At 70.9% G+C, this 15,054-nt stretch carries 18 protein-coding genes and 1 tRNA gene; 13 read left to right on the forward strand and 6 right to left on the reverse strand.

The genetic code is table 11. The annotated features are described in order from the left end of the window. Positions 1-31 precede the first annotated feature (31 nt). Both ACQUQ0_RS09535 and ACQUQ0_RS09540 read left to right on the forward strand, forming a co-directional pair. Positions 32-583 (forward strand): DoxX family membrane protein, encoded by a 552-nt coding sequence (locus tag ACQUQ0_RS09535; protein WP_435184795.1) that lies wholly within the window; start codon positions 32-34, stop codon positions 581-583. Positions 584-718: 135 nt separating this feature from the next. After that, positions 719-1,750, forward strand: a complete 1,032-nt coding sequence (locus tag ACQUQ0_RS09540; RefSeq protein WP_435184797.1) for a threonine aldolase family protein — start codon at positions 719-721, stop codon at positions 1,748-1,750. 17 nt (positions 1,751-1,767) lie between these two features. Here the strand turns inward: ACQUQ0_RS09540 and ACQUQ0_RS09545 are convergent, their stop codons facing one another. Then, positions 1,768-2,709, reverse strand: coding sequence for a cation diffusion facilitator family transporter (locus ACQUQ0_RS09545; RefSeq protein ID WP_435184799.1), 942 nt, complete (start codon positions 2,707-2,709; stop codon positions 1,768-1,770). Between the two features lie 145 nt (positions 2,710-2,854). Between ACQUQ0_RS09545 and ACQUQ0_RS09550 the strand changes: the two genes are divergently transcribed. Continuing rightward, positions 2,855-3,385, forward strand: coding sequence for a metallophosphoesterase (locus ACQUQ0_RS09550; RefSeq protein ID WP_435184800.1), 531 nt, complete (start codon positions 2,855-2,857; stop codon positions 3,383-3,385). Between the two features lie 285 nt (positions 3,386-3,670). On the opposite strand, the gene ACQUQ0_RS09555 is transcribed toward ACQUQ0_RS09550, so the two are convergent. After that, complete coding sequence (locus tag ACQUQ0_RS09555; protein ID WP_435184801.1) at positions 3,671-4,561, reverse strand: ArsR/SmtB family transcription factor; 891 nt, start codon at positions 4,559-4,561, stop codon at positions 3,671-3,673. Between the two features lie 127 nt (positions 4,562-4,688). Between ACQUQ0_RS09555 and ACQUQ0_RS09560 the strand changes: the two genes are divergently transcribed. Both ACQUQ0_RS09560 and ACQUQ0_RS09565 read left to right on the forward strand, forming a co-directional pair. Beyond that, entirely contained in the window at positions 4,689-4,910 is a 222-nt protein-coding gene (locus tag ACQUQ0_RS09560; RefSeq protein ID WP_435184802.1) for a hypothetical protein, read from the forward strand. Positions 4,911-4,915: 5 nt separating this feature from the next. Then, complete coding sequence (locus tag ACQUQ0_RS09565; RefSeq protein WP_435184804.1) at positions 4,916-6,112, forward strand: anion permease; 1,197 nt, start codon at positions 4,916-4,918, stop codon at positions 6,110-6,112. A 35-nt stretch (positions 6,113-6,147) separates the two neighbouring features. Here ACQUQ0_RS09565 and ACQUQ0_RS09570 read toward each other — a convergent pair whose 3' ends face one another. Beyond that, positions 6,148-7,626 carry a hemolysin family protein gene (locus ACQUQ0_RS09570; protein WP_435184806.1) on the reverse strand — a complete coding sequence of 493 codons (1,479 nt, stop codon included), beginning with the start codon at positions 7,624-7,626 and terminating at the stop codon, positions 6,148-6,150. A gap of 163 nt (positions 7,627-7,789) precedes the next feature. Here ACQUQ0_RS09570 and ACQUQ0_RS09575 point away from each other — a divergent pair, with 163 nt between their 5' ends. Genes ACQUQ0_RS09575 through ACQUQ0_RS09585 form a run of 3 tightly spaced genes read left to right on the forward strand, consistent with a single transcriptional unit; the run spans position 7,790 to position 9,240 of the window. Then, a complete protein-coding gene (locus ACQUQ0_RS09575; protein ID WP_435184807.1) occupies positions 7,790-8,059 on the forward strand; it encodes a glutathione S-transferase N-terminal domain-containing protein in 270 nt (89 codons plus the stop codon). After that, entirely contained in the window at positions 8,059-8,568 is a 510-nt protein-coding gene (locus ACQUQ0_RS09580; protein WP_435184808.1) for a redoxin domain-containing protein, read from the forward strand. Before ACQUQ0_RS09575 ends, ACQUQ0_RS09580 begins: the two co-directional genes overlap by 1 nt. A 21-nt stretch (positions 8,569-8,589) precedes the next feature. After that, positions 8,590-9,240, forward strand: a complete 651-nt coding sequence (locus ACQUQ0_RS09585) for an L-threonylcarbamoyladenylate synthase (protein ID WP_435184809.1) — start codon at positions 8,590-8,592, stop codon at positions 9,238-9,240. A 12-nt stretch (positions 9,241-9,252) separates the two neighbouring features. Here ACQUQ0_RS09585 and ACQUQ0_RS09590 read toward each other — a convergent pair whose 3' ends face one another. Beyond that, complete coding sequence (locus ACQUQ0_RS09590) at positions 9,253-10,014, reverse strand: hypothetical protein (protein WP_435184810.1); 762 nt, start codon at positions 10,012-10,014, stop codon at positions 9,253-9,255. Positions 10,015-10,103: 89 nt separating this feature from the next. Continuing rightward, a complete protein-coding gene (locus ACQUQ0_RS09595) occupies positions 10,104-10,583 on the reverse strand; it encodes an FKBP-type peptidyl-prolyl cis-trans isomerase (protein WP_435184812.1) in 480 nt (159 codons plus the stop codon). A gap of 101 nt (positions 10,584-10,684) precedes the next feature. On the opposite strand from ACQUQ0_RS09595, the gene ACQUQ0_RS09600 reads away from it, so the two are divergent. The 5 genes from ACQUQ0_RS09600 to ACQUQ0_RS09620 all read left to right on the forward strand — a co-directional run bounded on the left by ACQUQ0_RS09600 (position 10,685) and on the right by ACQUQ0_RS09620 (position 14,859). After that, the gene (locus ACQUQ0_RS09600; RefSeq protein WP_372390848.1) at positions 10,685-11,083 is read left to right on the forward strand and encodes a DoxX family protein; all 399 of its coding nucleotides are present in this window, start codon (positions 10,685-10,687) and stop codon (positions 11,081-11,083) included. A gap of 49 nt (positions 11,084-11,132) precedes the next feature. Beyond that, positions 11,133-13,388, forward strand: coding sequence for a hypothetical protein (locus tag ACQUQ0_RS09605; RefSeq protein WP_435184813.1), 2,256 nt, complete (start codon positions 11,133-11,135; stop codon positions 13,386-13,388). A 64-nt stretch (positions 13,389-13,452) separates the two neighbouring features. Then, positions 13,453-13,866: a helix-turn-helix domain-containing protein gene (locus tag ACQUQ0_RS09610; RefSeq protein ID WP_435184815.1), complete on the forward strand. Its 414-nt coding sequence runs from the start codon at positions 13,453-13,455 to the stop codon at positions 13,864-13,866. A gap of 9 nt (positions 13,867-13,875) precedes the next feature. After that, positions 13,876-14,139 carry a hypothetical protein gene (locus ACQUQ0_RS09615; protein ID WP_435184817.1) on the forward strand — a complete coding sequence of 88 codons (264 nt, stop codon included), beginning with the start codon at positions 13,876-13,878 and terminating at the stop codon, positions 14,137-14,139. 39 nt (positions 14,140-14,178) lie between these two features. Next, a complete protein-coding gene (locus ACQUQ0_RS09620) occupies positions 14,179-14,859 on the forward strand; it encodes a type 1 glutamine amidotransferase (RefSeq protein ID WP_435184901.1) in 681 nt (226 codons plus the stop codon). A gap of 112 nt (positions 14,860-14,971) precedes the next feature. Here the strand turns inward: ACQUQ0_RS09620 and ACQUQ0_RS09625 are convergent. Beyond that, positions 14,972-15,044, reverse strand: a tRNA-Pro gene (locus ACQUQ0_RS09625). Positions 15,045-15,054: the final 10 nt, after the last annotated feature.

Consider the following 15,054-nt stretch of genomic DNA (forward strand, 5'->3'; position numbering starts at 1 on the left):
TCGCGACGGTACAGTTGTAAGGTGAAGAACAATGACCACGGCAACCCCCACAACCCAAGCGGCGACTGAAACGACGTTCGGCAACGTCCTCGACTTCGACCTCCAGGGCACCGTCGCCGGCTACTGGCTCGCGATCCTGCGGGTCGTCACCGGCTACTGGTTCCTGCACGCGGGCTTCACGAAGTTCGCCTTCGTGGCGGGCGAGCCCTTCGACGCGACGGGCTACCTGCTCCACGGGACCTCGGCGAGCCCGATCCACGGCTTCTTCGCGTGGGCCGCGGGGACGCCGTGGCTGATGGAGCTCACGAACGTGATGATCCCGGCCGGCGAGTTCCTCATCGGACTCGGCCTGATCGTGGGCGCGCTCGTCAGGCTGGCCTCGTTCTTCGGGGCCTTCCTGATGGTGTTCTTCTACCTGGGGAACGCCGACTGGGCGCACGGGCTGGTCAACGGTGACCTGATGGGCCTGCTGCTCTTCGTCACCCTCGCGACGCTCGGTGCGGGCCGGGTCCTCGGACTCGACGCCTACATCGAGGAGCTCGACCTCGCGAACACCCGGATCGCGAAGTTCCTGCTCGGCTGAGCCGGGCGGGACCAGCGCGGCTTTTCGAGGCCGAATGTTTTGACGGCATCCTCTAGTAGAATATTCTCGACCGAGGCGACGCCGACTCGCGACGCGGACCACCTCCTTCTTGGCGCCGGTCGACGACTACGACGTATGGCGATCGATCTCCGGAGCGACACGGTGACCCGGCCCTCCGACGCGATGCGGGCGGCCGCGGCCGACGCGGACGTCGGCGACGACGTCTACGGCGAGGACCCGACGGTGAACGACCTCGAAGCGACCGCCGCCGACCTGGTCGGCGTCGAGGACGCGCTGTACGTCCCGACGGGAACGATGGGCAATCAGATCGCCGCGCGCGTCCACGGCGAGCGCGGCGAGGAGGTCGTCCTCGACCGGAAGTCACACATCTACCAGTGGGAGCTCGGCGGCCTCGCGCAGCTGTCGGGACTCCAGACGCGGCCGGTCGACGCCGGCGACGCGGTCCCGACGCCCGAACAGTTCGAGTCGGCCTACGTCGCCGAGAGCCTCCACCGGCCGGGGACCGGCCTCCTGACCCTGGAGAACACCCACAACGCCCGCGGCGGGGTCGCGGTCGCGCCCGAGGCCATCACGGCGGTCGCGGAGGCGGCCCGCGACCGCGACGTCCCCGTCCACCTCGACGGCGCGCGCCTGTTCAACGCCTGCGTCGCGCTCGACGTCGATCCGTCGCGGATGGTCCGCGACGTCGACTCCGTGCTGTTCTGCCTCTCGAAGGGGCTCGGCGCGCCCGTCGGCTCGATCCTCGCGGGCGATGCGGACTTCGTCGCGGCGGCCCGACGGGTCCGGAAGCTGTTCGGCGGCGGGATGCGCCAGGCCGGACTGATCGCCGCGCCCGGTCTCCTGGCCCTCGAAAGCGTCGACCGCCTCGCCGACGACCACGAGAACGCGGCCCGACTCGCGGTCGGCCTCGACGACATCGAGGGGCTCCGGGTCCCCGAGCCCGACACCAACATCGTGCAGGTCCACACCGACGACCTCGGGGTCGAGGCGGAGGCGTTCGTCGCCGCCTGCGGGGACGTCGGCGTCCGCGGCGGCGCGCACGGGCCGCATCTCACCCGCTTTTGCACGCATCTGGACGTCGACCGCGACGACATCGAGGAGGCGATAGAGCGGGTCGGCGACGCGGTCGGGACGCTCCGAGCGTGAGAAACGGGACCCCGAGATCAGACCTCGGGCTCGACGTAGACGTGTTCGATCCGGTCGTCGACGGCCCTGAGTTCGTCTTCGAGGTCGGCGATCAGTTCGTCGAGGTCGATCGCCTGGGTCTCCGGGACGAAGCTCACGTCCGTCGTGACCAGCACGCTCTGCGGGCCGATGTACACCGTCCGGAAGGTGTCGATGTGGACGACCTCCGGCGCGTTCTCGATGGCCGCTCTGAGCTCTGCTTCGACCTCCGCCGGGAGGCTCTCGCCGAGGAGGAGCCGCTTGTTCTCCCACGCGAGCGCGACCGCGAACCCCATCAGCATAATCCCGATGAGCAGCGCCGTGACGGCGTCGTAGATCTCGTTGCCCGTCGTCTTCGAGAGGAGGATGCCGGCCAGCGCCAGCCCCGCGCCCAGAAGGGCGATCGTGTCCTCTGTGAACGCCGTCAGCGTCGTCACGTCGCTGGTCTTCCGGAAGGCGTCGCGGAGCCCCGTCCAGCCGTACTTGTCGATCTGGCGTCTGAGCTCCTTGTTCGCCTTCGCGAACGCGTAGCTCTCGAAGCCGATCGCGCCCAGGAGGACGGCGACGTTGACGTACCACGACGGAAAGGAGAACCCGGCGATCGAGACTGGGCCGGCGACGCCGTGGGTCCCGTGGACGATCGCGTCGTAGCCGTGCTTGACCGACTCCCAGCCGGCGATGCCGAAGAGCAGGACGGCGACGAGGAAGGAGTAGAAGAACTGCGCCTTCCCGTAGCCGAAGGGGTGTTCGCGGCTCGTCTGCTTGTCGCTGTAGCGGATCCCGATCAGGAGGAACACCTGATTTCCCGTGTCCGATACCGAGTGGTACGTCTCCGACAGCATCGAGGGGCTGCCGGTGAGGATGAATCCGAGGAACTTCAGGACGGCAATCGCCCCGTTCGCGAAGAGCGCGGCGAGGACGACGCCTCTGCTTCCGGCCATACGACTGCTCTCTAACGACGGGAATAAAGTGGTTTTCACGCGAGCGCGACCCGCGGCGCCGTCGCGTTCCTTCTTGCCCCGCCGGACACCGTTGCCCCGCCTGACGTCGGACAGTTCTTGTGGGCCGCCGGCGTACGGCCCCGTAATGCTCACCGTCGTCTCGGACACCCACAGCACCGACACCCACCGCCTCTCCGGTCGGACGCTCGACGCCGTCCGGGAGGCCGACCTCGTCGCCCACGCGGGGGACTTTATGCGCGAGCCCGTCCTCGACGACTTCGAGCGCGAGGCCGACCGCCTGCTGGGCGTCTCCGGCAACAACGACGACGCCGGGATCCGCGACCGACTGCCGGAGGCGCGGACGTTCACCTTCGCGGGGCTGACGTTCGCGATGACCCACCGGCAGCGGGGCGGCTCGACGGCGCTGGCGCTGTTCGGGCGCCAGCGCGCCGCCGACGTCGTCCTGTTCGGCCACAGCCACCGCCCCACCTACGAGCCGACCGACGAGGTCGCCCTCGTCAATCCCGGCAGCCACGCCCAGCCCCGGGGCAACCGGGCCGCACACGCGGAGTTCGAGCGGCGCGAGGGAGGCGGCGTCGAGGGCCGGCTCGTCACGGTCGACGGCGAGCCGTTCGAGTCCTTCGTCGTCGACGGACGCGGGGCTCGGGGCCGGTAGGAGGCGAGGGAAAGAAAGTGCGCGTGGGGCCGTCGCCGGCGGCTGAGACGTTCGGCCGCCGTGGCTCGAAGGGGGGGCAGGGGGCAGGGAGCAGCTTCGGCGACCGGCACGGCCGTCCGGAGGGGGAGAGGCGTCGGACCGGACGACCGACCGCGGGCGACGACCCTGCAAGTGGTGCTTGGGGTGGAAACGTTATATAAACGGCGTAGACTCAAATGTCGCTTTGATCATTCTCGATCAGCGACAGAATCGGCGTGGGCGCACCGCGATCCCGACAGCCGCGGACTACCGCTGCCACGCGATCGCGACGAAGGCCAGCGCGACCACGCCGCCGAGGAAGAAGAACGCCCCCGGCGGGAGCGACGCCACGGCCGATCCGAGCGCGCCGATCGGATCCCCGCCCGCGGCCGACTGGGTCGTCGCCGCGGCGGTCTGGGCCGCCTCCGTCGCCGTCCGCGTCGTCTCCGCGACCGTCTCTGTGGGTTCCGGAAGCGGGGTCTGGGTCGGCGTCTGGGTGGGCGTGCCGGTCGCCTCCGCGATCTGCATATCGCTCTCTGTCGCCGTGGCGGTCGCGGGTTCGGCCGTCGGCGTCGCGGTCGGCTCGGCCGTCGTCCCCCCGGTGAGGTTCGTCCCGCCGCCCTCGGCGTCGGCCGCCGTCGCACCGCCGTCGGCGGATCCGCCCGCGCCGCCGTCGCCCCCCGCGCTCCCCGCACCGGTCGAGAGCGTCGGGCCGGCGCCCGCCCGCACGAGCCGGTCGACGACGACGCTCCCGAGCGCGACGACGCCCAGTCCGCCGAGCAGCTGGGTGAGCGCGGACTGGAGCCCGGTGGTGTCGTCCTCGCTCCCGGCGACGACGACGAGCGCCTGGTCCGAGGGCGCATAGACCGTCATCTCCCGGCCCTTCGCGGAGTAGGCCGTGCCGGCCGGCTCGATGAGGCCGGCGGTCTCCAGGCGATCGAGGTGGTACTGGGCGTTCTGGATCGAGGTGTCCGCGCGGTCCGCGAGGTCCGAGGGCGGTCCCGGTTCCTCGTGGAGTTCCCCCAGGAGCTGCCGCGCCGTCTCGGAGGAGATCGCCGCCAGGAGGTCGTCGACGTCGTCGCTGTCGAGCCCGACGACGCGGGGGTCTTTGTCCTCGTCGTCGGGGAGGTCCGGCCGGGAGGGCAGGATGTCGGCCATCGCCCCACGGTATCGACGCCTGTATGATGAGTCTTCCCCCTGTCGGCGGCCGGAGCGCCGCGTCGCCGTCGCACCGCCGCGCGACGCCGGCGAAACGCCTTTACTGACGCCGGGGAAAGCGGGGCGTATGTCCACCTCCCGGCCGGGCGTCGTCGGGCGATCTCTCGATCTCGAACGCGGCGGCGGGCCCGCACAGGTCGACGCCGTCGTCGACTTTGCGGCGTCGAACCCGGCGTTGATCCTGCTCGTCGTCTTCCTCCTGGGCTTCGTCTTCTTCGCGTATCTGTTCGTCAGGCGGACGCTGACGGGGCTCCGGGACGGCTTCGACGAGGGCTACCGGGGGAAGTAATCGCGATGGTAGCGGTCGCCATCCTCGCGACGCTCGTCGTCGCCGCGCTCGCCAGCCTGTTCATGGCGTGGTCGATCGGCGCCGGCTCCTCGGGGTCGACGCCCTTCGCTCCCGCGGTCGGCGCGAACGCCATCTCGGTGATGCGCGCGGGGTTCATCGTCGGCGTGCTCGGACTCGCGGGCGCCGTCCTCCAGGGCGCGAACGTCACGGAAGCGGTCGGGACCGAACTCGTCGTCGGCAACGTCCTCACCGCGTCGGCGTCGACGGTCGCGCTCCTAGTCGCGGCGGCGCTCGTCGCCACCGGCGTCTTCGCCGGCTACCCGATCGCGACCGCGTTCACCGTCACGGGCGCGGTCGTCGGGGTCGGCCTCGCCAACGGCGGCGGGCCGGCGATCGCCAAGTACCAGGAGATCGCGGCGCTGTGGATCCTGACGCCGTTCGTCGGCGGCGGGATCGCCTACGGGACGGCGCGGTTCCTCCGCAACGAGTCCGTCCCGGAGCCCGTCGCGGTGCCCGCACTCGGCGGCGTCGTCGGCCTGCTCGTCGCGAACGTCCGGTTCGCCGTGCTTAGCGGGGAGTCCGGCCGCTCGCTCGCCGAGGTGGGCGCGGCCGCGACGCCTCCGATCGTGCTCCCGGTCGTCGGGGTCGACGCCGGCGTCGTCGTCGTCTCGGCGCTCTTTGGATTGGTCGGCGCCGGACTCGTCCGCCGGGAGGTGACGAAAGACCTCGCGCAGGGCCAGCGGCGGTTCCTCCTCGTCCTCGGCGGCCTGGTCGCCTTCTCCGCCGGCGGGAGCCAGGTCGGGCTGGCGATCGGCCCGCTCGTGCCGCTCCTGGATGCGGTGGCGGTCCCGCTCCCGGCGCTCCTCGTCGGCGGGGGGCTCGGGCTCCTCGTGGGGTCGTGGACCGGGGCGCCGCGGATGATCAAGGCGCTCTCGCAGGACTACTCCTCGCTCGGCCCGCGCCGGTCGATCGCGGCGATGATCCCCTCGTTCGCGATCGCCCAGACGGCGGTCGCGCTCGGGATCCCCGTCTCGTTCAACGAGATCATCGTCAGCGCCATCATCGGTAGCGGCTACGCCGCGGGCGGCGCGGGCGTGAGCCGTGAGAAGATGCTCAAGACGGCGCTGGCGTGGGCGGGGTCGCTGGCGCTCGCGTTCGGCGCCGCGTACGCGGCGTTCACCGCGATCGAGTTCGTGCTGTAAGATCGAGAAGTCGGGAGTGGGGCGGACGTCGCGCGCTACTCCTGGGTCGGCGACTCCGACCGCTCGTCTTCGGCCTCGGAGTCGTCGCCTTCCTCGTGGTCCGGCTCCTCGGGGATCGTGATCCGGGCCTTCATAATCCGGGTGTTGTCGACCTGTTCGATCCGGATCGTGATGCCGTCGTAGGTGATCTCTTCGCCCTCCTCGACGAGTCGGCCCGCGCGGTTGAAGATGAAGCCGGCCAGCGTCTCGAACTCCTCGCCCTCCGGGAGGTCGAGGCCGAGTTCCTCGTTGACCTCGTCGATGTTGACCTCCCCGCGGACGAGCGTCTCGCGGCCGCTGACGAGCTCGAAGGCCTCCTCCTCGTCGTCTCCGAGGATGTCGCCGACGATCTCTTCGACCATGTCTTCGAGGGTGACGAGCCCCTCCGTGGTCCCGAACTCGTCGATGACGATCACCATCCGCAGGCGGTTGTCCTGGATCTCGGTGAGGAGTTCGTCGACGTTCTTCGACTCTGGGACGTGCAGCGTCGGCTGGACGAGGTCCGTCAGCGACGCGGTGCCCTCGCCGTAGTGCTTCTCGCGGACGAGGTCCCGGATCGTGACGATCCCGATGATGTTGTCGAGGTTGCCGTCGTAGACCGGGACGCGCTCGTGGTCGGACTGGACGCAGGTCTCGATCGCCTCGTCGATGCTGGCGTCCTTCGGGACCGCCGTCATGTCGAGCCGCGGCGTCATCACCTCCTTGGCGATGGTCTGATTGAAGCGGAAGATGCGGTCGAGCATCTCCCGTTCGTCCTCCTCGATGACGCCCTCGCGCTCGCCGGTCTGGATGAGGTCCTGGATCTCGTCGCGGGTGACGTAGGACGTCTCGATCGCCGACCGGCCGCCGGTGACCTTGTTGATCACGCGGGTCAGGTAGTCGAAGACGACGACCAGCGGGAGCAGGACGTACTCGGAGTACTTCAGCGGCCGGGCGATCCGGAGCGCCCACGACTCGGTGTTCTCGACGGCGTACGACTTGGGGGCGCTCTCGCCGAACAGGAGCACCAGGGACGTGATCCCGAACGTCGAGACGAGGACCGCCGTCCCGGGGTCGAAGAAGATCCCCACGATCGCGGTCGCGATCGACGACATCGCGATGTTGACGATGTTGTTGCCGACGAGGATCGTCACGAGCAGGCGGTGGGGGTTGGACTTGAGTTCGGCGACCGTCTCGGCCCGCGGGACGCTGTCTTCGACCAGCGAGTCGACGCGGTGCTTTGCGATCGAGAACATCGCGATCTCCGAGGAAGAGAAGAAGGCCGAAAAGCCGATGAGGACGAGGATCGCGATCGCGCCCGCGATCGTGACGGTCGTGTCGTTGACCGGGATCGCCTGGAGGACCGCGGCCGACGGCGCGACCGCCGCGTCGACGACGGGGCCGTCGATGGGACCGGCGGGTCCGACGGTGATCCGTTCGACGAGGCCGCGAGGACCGCGAGCGGCGAGAGACGTGAGTGGCGGAGACAAGCCCATATAACTACGTCACCTTGTCTGGCCCGGGAATTAAGAGTTACCCTCGGCGGCGGATACGGGCGCGAACGCGGCCGTTCGAGGCCCGGTCCGTCGCGCCGGCGGCCGGACGCGCGGGCTGCCGCGTGCGAAGACCTTAGGGACGGCTCGCCCCAAATGGCCGGGTATGAGCGAGTCCGAGCCACAGATCACGCTGTACCGACTCCAGGCGTGCCCGTACTGCGAGCGCGTCGTGCGCGTGTTGAACGAACTCGACCTGTCGTACCGCTCGCGGTTCATCGAGCCGATGCACTCCGAGCGGAACGTGGTGAAGCGGGTCTCCGGCAAGCGGAGCGTGCCCGCGATCGTCGACGAGAACACCGGCGTGACGATGTCGGAGTCGGCGAACATCGTCGAGTACCTGGAGACGACCTACGGCGATGGGGGTGCGGCCTGATGGTCGACTTCGAGGTCGTCTCCCTCTCGGAGGCCGACCACCCCGAGGAGGGCGACACCGCGCCGGACTTCACGCGCCCGCTCGTGAACGAGGAGTACTGGGAGGACACCTCGCTCTCGGCGGTCGTGGCCGAGGGGCCGACGCTCCTGACCTTCCACCCGATGGACGGCGCGTTCCCGACGACCTACATCTGGAACGAGTACGACGACCGCGGGTTCGCCGCGGACGTCCAGGTGGTCGGCCTGTCGATCTCCTCGCCGTACGAGCACAAGGACCTCCTGGCGGAGCGCGCCGAGGGCGCCCGCCTCTTTTCGGACCCCGCGGGCGACGTCGCCGAGCAGTACGGCATCGAACACGACCTCGACGGGATGACTGGCGTGGTCGAGCCCCGGCCGGCGGTCTTCCTGCTCGACGGCGGCCGGACGATCGAGTACGCGTGGGTCGCGAGCGAGTGGCCCGCCTTCCCCGAGTACGACGAGATCGAGGCCGCGATCGACGCCCTCGTCTAACCGGGATGCGAAGCGAAACCGATGACTGACTTCGACGAGTCGCCCCCCAGCCGCCTGGACGGCGCGCTGGACGAGGCGGCAGCCGCGATCGAGCGCGGCGAGACCGTCGTCTACCCGACCGAGACGGTGTACGGCCTCGGCGCGGACGCGACGAGCGCGGAGGCGGTCGAGCGCGTCTTCGAGACGAAGGGCCGGGACCGCGACAAGCCGCTGTCGATCGGCGTGCCGTCGGTCGCCGTCGCGCAGCGGCACACCCAGCCGAGCGAGCGCTCGCTCCGGTTTATGCGGGCGTTCCTGCCCGGGCCGGTCACGGTCGTCGTCGAGCGCGATCCCGCGCTCTCGGACGCCGTGACCGCCGGACGCGACCGCGTCGGCGTGCGCATCCCCGACCACGACGTGGCGCTGGCGCTGTTCGAGCGGGTCGCGCCGACGCCCGTCACGGCGACGAGCGCGAACCGGAGCGGCGCGCCGAGCGCGGTCCGCGTCGCCGACCTGGACCCGGACCTCCACGATTCGGTCAGCGCCGTGATCGACGCCGGCGAGGCGCCGGGCGGCGGGAGCACGGTCGTCGATCCCGAGCGGAACGTCGTCCACCGCCGGGGCGCGATGGGCGACGCCATCGTCGCGTGGCTGGCCGACGAGACCGGGACGGAGCCCGACGTGGAGGGCTGACTGTTTTCCCCGCTACCCCAGTCCGAGCATCGTCTTCAGCGAGCGCGTCTTCGTCCCGCAGGCGTCGCGGTACTCGCAGGCCTCGCACTTCGACTTCTCGTGCGTGCGCGAGGGCACGCCCGACATCGACCGCACCGTCCAGAGGACGCGCCGGTAGGCGCTCTTGTTGCGCGTCGTCAGCCGGACCGTCCGCACGACGCCGTGGGCGGGGTACTCGACGAGCGCTGTCGGTACGTCGCGCTCTCGCTCCCACGCGAGCGCCTTCGCGGCGGCGACCGCCCGGACGCGCTGGGGCTCCCAGACGCCCCGCTCCGGCGGCGCGCCTGGGGAGACGACGACGGGCGTCGGCGAGACGCCGTCGCGAGTCGTATCGCCGCTTCCGTCGCTGACGTCGCTGTCGTCAGCCCCGCTTCCGACCTCAGCCGCGCCCTCGGGATCGACGCCGATCACCTTGTGGGCGACCCCGTGGCAGTCGCGGCCGCGGAGGAACGCGTCGCGGACGGCCGGCTCCGCGAGCGCGGCGTAGTCGTCGCGTTCGGCGACCGTCGCGAGGTTCGCGCGGTACTCCGCTGGCGGAACGGCGATGGGGCGGTCGGCGAGGCGCTCGTCGCGCATCCCCCGGAGGCGGTCGTAGGCGAACGCGAGGTCGCGGACGGCGGCGACGTCCTCGGGCGGCGAGAGATCGTCGTCGCGGCGGGCGTAGTAGAGCTGCCGCGGGCAGTACGCGGCGCGGGCCAGGTGCGAGAACGGGATCGTCTCGGGGCGAGTAGACACGACGGGGATGGGACCGTCCTCGTATTTGAACGCTCGCGCGTGCTCGGCCGGCTCTCGCGGCGGCGCGCGGAACGCCGCGCTCGTCCTGATCAGCCGGTCTCGACGTCGAGGATCTCGATCTCGAAGACGAGCGTCCGCCCGGCGAGTTCGTGGTTGAAGTCGACCTCGACGCTTCCCTCGCGGACGGCGACGACGTCGCCGTGGAGGCCGTTTTCGGCCTCGACGTGCATCCCGACGGCCGGGTCGGTGCCGACCATCGCCGTGAACGCCTCGGCGTCGTACTCGCGGACGCGCTCCTCGCGGATTTCGCCGTAGGCGGCCTCCGGCGGCACGCGGACGGTGGCGGACTCGCCCGCGTCCATCCCGCGGACCGCGTCGTCGAGCCCCTCGATCACCTCGTCCGCGCCGACGACGAAGACGAGCGGATCGTACGCGTCCGGGTCCGTCTCGGCCGGGTCGGCGAGTCCCTGATCGACCGCGACCTCGTACTTCGAGGTCCCGAAGACGGTCCCGTCCTCGAACCGCCCGACGTACTCGACCGCGACCTCGTCGCCCGCGTCGATGGCCATAGCCGGATTCCGGGTGCCCGCGACAAGATTCTGTCGGGAACGGTCGCGGGAGGCCGCGTCGGGCCGAACGCTTATCCGCGGCGCGCGATTCACCCACGGGTATGAGCGAAGCCACCGGAAGCGACGACGGCGGCGGAAGCGCGCCGTCGCGCCTCGGACGCGTCCTGTTGGGCCTCGGCCTCGCCCTCCAGGCCTCCGAGGACTTCCGCGATATGGAAGATTCGATCGAGTACGCCGAGTCCGCGGGCGTCCCGATGCCGGAACTGGCGGCCCCGTTCGCCTCGGGGATGATGCTCGTCAGCGGCCTCGGCGTGGCGCTGTGGCGGTTCCCGCGGCTCGCCACCGGCGCCGTCGTCACCTTCCTGACGGTCGTGACCGCGACGATGCACGACTTCTGGAACGCCGACGAGGGCTCGAAGAGCGGCGAGCGGCTCGCCTTCTTCGGGAACGTCGCGATGCTCGGCGGCGCTCTCGTGTTCCTCCGCGAGGCCTGGAAGTAACTACACCGAGGCGGCGACTCGCGCCGCACCGGAGACAGAATTCAGATCCGTGACCGACGACCACCCGTCGCTCCGCCGTCGCACGCTGCTCGCCGCGATCGCCGGCGCGGGGACCGCCTCGGTCGCCGGCTGTTCGTTCGCCCAGCGCGAGGACGACGGGGAGACGACCGCCGCCGACGAGGAGACCGCGCGGTCCCTCGCCGAGCGCTTCGCGCCGACGCTGTACTTCGACGCCGACGAGCGGTGGTTCCCGACCGATCCCCGCCCGTACGCGAGCGAGTCCGACGACGGCGCCGTCGTCGACGGCTTCGACGCGCTCGACGGCTACCACGAGCGGTACGCGTCCGTGGGCGAGCCGCCGAACCGGACCCTCTTCTACAACGCCGTCGAGTACGCGGACTCTCCCCTCGCAGTCGTGCAGTTCTGGTGCTACGCCGCGTTCGATCAGTTCACCACGAACTTCCACTGGCACGACTGGGAGGTCCTGCACGTCTTCGTCGACACCGACACCGGCGACCCGCAGCTCTACGTCGCCAGCTCGCACTCGCGGAAGGTGCCGAACAACGAGTTCCTCGATCCGGATCCGGCGATCGGCCCGCGGGTCCTCTCGGAACTGGGCTCGCACTCGAGCGCCCTCTCTGTGAACGACGAGCCCGACCAGTTCCAGCGGCTCCCGGGCGCGGACCTGCTCGCGGACATCACGAACTCCGCCATCGGGACGGTCGAGGACGTCGCGGAGCTGCCGCTGGCGTACGGGCTCCCCCGCGACGAGGGCGCTCGGCTGCCGTATCTCGTCCCCGAGTACGAGGGCGAGCCGGTGTACGAACACGACCGCCTGCCGAACGTCGACCGGGAGTCGCTCGTCCCCGAGGACGTGACGGTGCGGTCCTTCGAGTCGCTGTCGTCGCCGCCGACGGACCTCCCCGAGCGCGAGACGGGCGCGGTGCTCTACCCCGGGGCCGGGGACCGGGAGGCGCCCGAGACGGACGCCGAGGCGTACGCCTACGACCTCGCGCCGACCACCGACCTCGAACACATCACGGCGTTCACCGGACCGCAGCTGAGCTTCGAGTTCGCCGTGCCGGCGTTCGCCGAGGACGCCGTCGCGAGCCACATCACGACCGCCGGCGTCCCCTGGACGCAGTCACGCTACGAGAACCCCGCCGCCGACATCACCGATCCCGCTCACCGGGCCGCACTCGCGGAGCGGTACGACGCCATCGGCGACGCCGCGCCGGTGAACACCGTCGTCTCCCGCGTCGCAGAGACGATCAGCAGCGACGACGCGCCCGACGGCGAGGGGCTCACGACCCGGCCGACGACCGTCGAGGCCGTCGCGCTCTTCGAGAGCGACCCCGAAGCGGTGCCGACCTTCCTGGGCGTCGCCGTCGTCGACGACGTCCCCGCGGGCGACCACCGGCTCACCGTGAACGGCGCCGGGTTCGCTCCGCACAGCGAGCGGGTCGGCGTCGGGACCGAGAGCGAGACCGGAACCGAGACGGCGACGACCGAGGCGGGCACCGAGACGGGAACGACCGAAGCAGGCGCCGAGACGGCGACTGCGACGCCTGCCGACGCGTCGGCGACGACCACGGCGGAAGGAGACGACGACGGGGCCGGCGAGCCGTCGACCGATCCCGGCCGACGCGTCACCGCCGGAGGCGTCGCCGGCGAGGTCCCGCTCGTCGCCCGGGAGGACGCCCGGAAGCTCGAAGTCGACGCCGACGGCACCGACGCCGACCTGACCGCGCTCGCGGTCGAGGACGACTTCGCCGGGCGGCTCTACGAGTCGCCGCTGTCGGGATCGGACGCGGTCTACGTCCACCGCGGCGGCGCGTACACGGCCGAGGTCCGCGACGCCGCGGGCGCGATCGGCGCGTTCCGCGTGAATCCCGATCCGGGCCCCGAAGGCGACGAGCGCATCCGCATCGACGAACCCGAGACGGGGAAGGCCTCGCTCGCGTCGTTCCTCGCGTCGATCGCGACCGAGACGGCCGACGAACTGGAGGCGCTCTTCGACGGCGAGGTGCCCCTCGACGGCGAGGCGAACGCCCTCCGCGGGCTCGTGCGGGCGTTCGCCGCCGTCGTCGAGGCCGCGACCCGGGCGGTCGAACTGGCGCGGGCGGGCGACCGCGCCGGGGCGAACCGCCAGCTCCGGGCCGTCGCGGACGCCCTCGAACGGGCCGTCGAGCGGATCGACGCCGCGAGCGACGCGGTCCCGGAGACGCTGGCGAACGCGGCCGCGAACCGCGTCGAACAGGCACAGCGACGGGCCGAGCAGGCGCGTCGCATCGAGAAGCTGTAGCGGGGTTGTGCGGCGGCGCGGGCAGCCGCGACGCACCTTTGTGAGCGGTAGTCACACGGAGGGTATGGCGCGAGCCGACCCGCCGGCGCTGGTCCGGTGTCCCGCCTGCGACGCCCTCGCGGTCGGGTCGGCGGACGTCGCGTGTTGCGACGGAGCGATGGAGCCCCTCGACGCCGACGTCGACGCACCGGTCGCGGAGCCTACCCTCGATGCCCTCCTGGAGACCGTCTTCGGCATCTCGGGGACGGAACTGGAGCTCTGTCTGTGCGTGGTGGAGGACGGCGACGCGACCGTCGCCGAGCTCGCAGAGCGGGTCGGCGTCGACCGGAGCGTGGTGGCGCGGCACCTCGCCGACCTCGTCGAGATCGGCGTCGTCGAGCGCGAGCGGCGGCTCCTCAGGCAGGGCGGCCACGTGTACGTCTACGCGCCCGTCCCGGAGGCGACCGTCCGCGACCCGGAGGTGCGGATCGAGAGCTAGCGGGGCGAGGTGTCCGACGAGGCGGTTGTCCTCCCGGAGTTCGCGACCGTGCTCTCCCACGTCGACGACGCGATCGAGGAGGGCCTCGCCTCGGAGTCGCTCCGGCGGTATCTCGACCGGATGGGCTTCGAGGTCGACCCCTACGACCCCCTCACGCGAGAGGTGGATCGAGGTCGGGAGCTGTCGGACGCGGCCGCGCGGGAACTCCGGCTGGAATCCACCGAGCGACTCGAACGCGACGCCTTCCGACGGAGCGCGATCAATGCGGACTGAGATCGGCGGCCGAGCGAGCCGCAGGGCGATCGCCCGCGGATCGCGCTCCTGAACGCCGCGCAGCTCGCGGAGCCGACGCGGCGGAATTTCCGGCGGGTGTTGGACGCCGACCTGACGGCGTTTCACGCCCCGTCGGGGGAACTGCCCGGGACCCTCCGCTACGACGGCGTCGTCATCACGGGGTCGTGGGCGTCGGTCTACTGGGACCGCGAGTGGATCGGCCGGCTGAAGGCGTGGATCGGCGGCGCCGTCGAGGCCGGCGTCCCGACGCTCGGCGTCTGCTACGGCCACCAGCTTCTCGCGGACGTCCTCGGGGGCCGCGTGGCCTCGATGGACGGGTGCGAACTCGGCTATCGGACCGTCGAACAGGACGGCGAGAACCGCCTGCTCGACGGCCTCGACGAGACGTTCACGGTGTTCACCTCCCACTCCGATCGGGTCGTCGAGGCCCCGCCGGGCGCGACGGTGTTCGCGAGGAACGACTACGGGATTCACGGCTTCCGTCGCGACTGCGTCTTCGGCGTCCAGTTCCACCCGGAGTACGACCCGGAGATGGCCGAGCGCGTGACGCGTCGGAAGGACGACAAACTGCCCGACGAGCGGATTCGGTCCGTGCTCGACGGGATCACGCCGGCGAACTACGCGGCCGCTCGCGAGGCGACGCGGCTGTTCGACAACTTCACCGAATACGTCCTGGACGCATCACGAAGACCGGAGTAGTGCGGATGGGACCGCCCGGATTCGAACCACGGTCGTTCCGCTTCGCTTCACTCCCTGATTCGAATCCGGACAGACCCACTTCTGACTCGTCACTCCGTTCCTCACACAGAAGTGGGACCGCCCGGATTCGAACCGGGGTCACGGGCACCCAAGGCCCGAAGTATACCAAGCTAACCCACGGTCCCGCACGTCTCT

The organism is Halobellus sp. EA9, from assembly GCF_051195055.1.
Classification (GTDB): Archaea; Halobacteriota; Halobacteria; order Halobacteriales; family Haloferacaceae; genus Haloquadratum; species Haloquadratum rubicundus.

What these genes read in the sequence shown, in the direction of transcription:
- ACQUQ0_RS09595 (WP_435184812.1), bottom strand. Translation starts at nt 10,583, where the DNA reads ATGGCCATCGACGCGGGCGACGAGGTCGCGGTCGAGTACGTCGGGCGG.
- ACQUQ0_RS09610 (WP_435184815.1), top strand. Translation starts at nt 13,453, where the DNA reads ATGGCGCGAGCCGACCCGCCGGCGCTGGTCCGGTGTCCCGCCTGCGAC.
- ACQUQ0_RS09535 (WP_435184795.1), top strand. Translation starts at nt 32, where the DNA reads ATGACCACGGCAACCCCCACAACCCAAGCGGCGACTGAAACGACGTTC.
- ACQUQ0_RS09585 (WP_435184809.1), top strand. Translation starts at nt 8,590, where the DNA reads ATGACTGACTTCGACGAGTCGCCCCCCAGCCGCCTGGACGGCGCGCTG.
- ACQUQ0_RS09550 (WP_435184800.1), top strand. Translation starts at nt 2,855, where the DNA reads ATGCTCACCGTCGTCTCGGACACCCACAGCACCGACACCCACCGCCTC.
- ACQUQ0_RS09555 (WP_435184801.1), bottom strand. Translation starts at nt 4,561, where the DNA reads ATGGCCGACATCCTGCCCTCCCGGCCGGACCTCCCCGACGACGAGGAC.
- ACQUQ0_RS09575 (WP_435184807.1), top strand. Translation starts at nt 7,790, where the DNA reads ATGAGCGAGTCCGAGCCACAGATCACGCTGTACCGACTCCAGGCGTGC.
- ACQUQ0_RS09560 (WP_435184802.1), top strand. Translation starts at nt 4,689, where the DNA reads ATGTCCACCTCCCGGCCGGGCGTCGTCGGGCGATCTCTCGATCTCGAA.
- ACQUQ0_RS09600 (WP_372390848.1), top strand. Translation starts at nt 10,685, where the DNA reads ATGAGCGAAGCCACCGGAAGCGACGACGGCGGCGGAAGCGCGCCGTCG.
- ACQUQ0_RS09570 (WP_435184806.1), bottom strand. Translation starts at nt 7,626, where the DNA reads ATGGGCTTGTCTCCGCCACTCACGTCTCTCGCCGCTCGCGGTCCTCGC.
- ACQUQ0_RS09540 (WP_435184797.1), top strand. Translation starts at nt 719, where the DNA reads ATGGCGATCGATCTCCGGAGCGACACGGTGACCCGGCCCTCCGACGCG.
- ACQUQ0_RS09545 (WP_435184799.1), bottom strand. Translation starts at nt 2,709, where the DNA reads ATGGCCGGAAGCAGAGGCGTCGTCCTCGCCGCGCTCTTCGCGAACGGG.
- ACQUQ0_RS09565 (WP_435184804.1), top strand. Translation starts at nt 4,916, where the DNA reads ATGGTAGCGGTCGCCATCCTCGCGACGCTCGTCGTCGCCGCGCTCGCC.
- ACQUQ0_RS09580 (WP_435184808.1), top strand. Translation starts at nt 8,059, where the DNA reads ATGGTCGACTTCGAGGTCGTCTCCCTCTCGGAGGCCGACCACCCCGAG.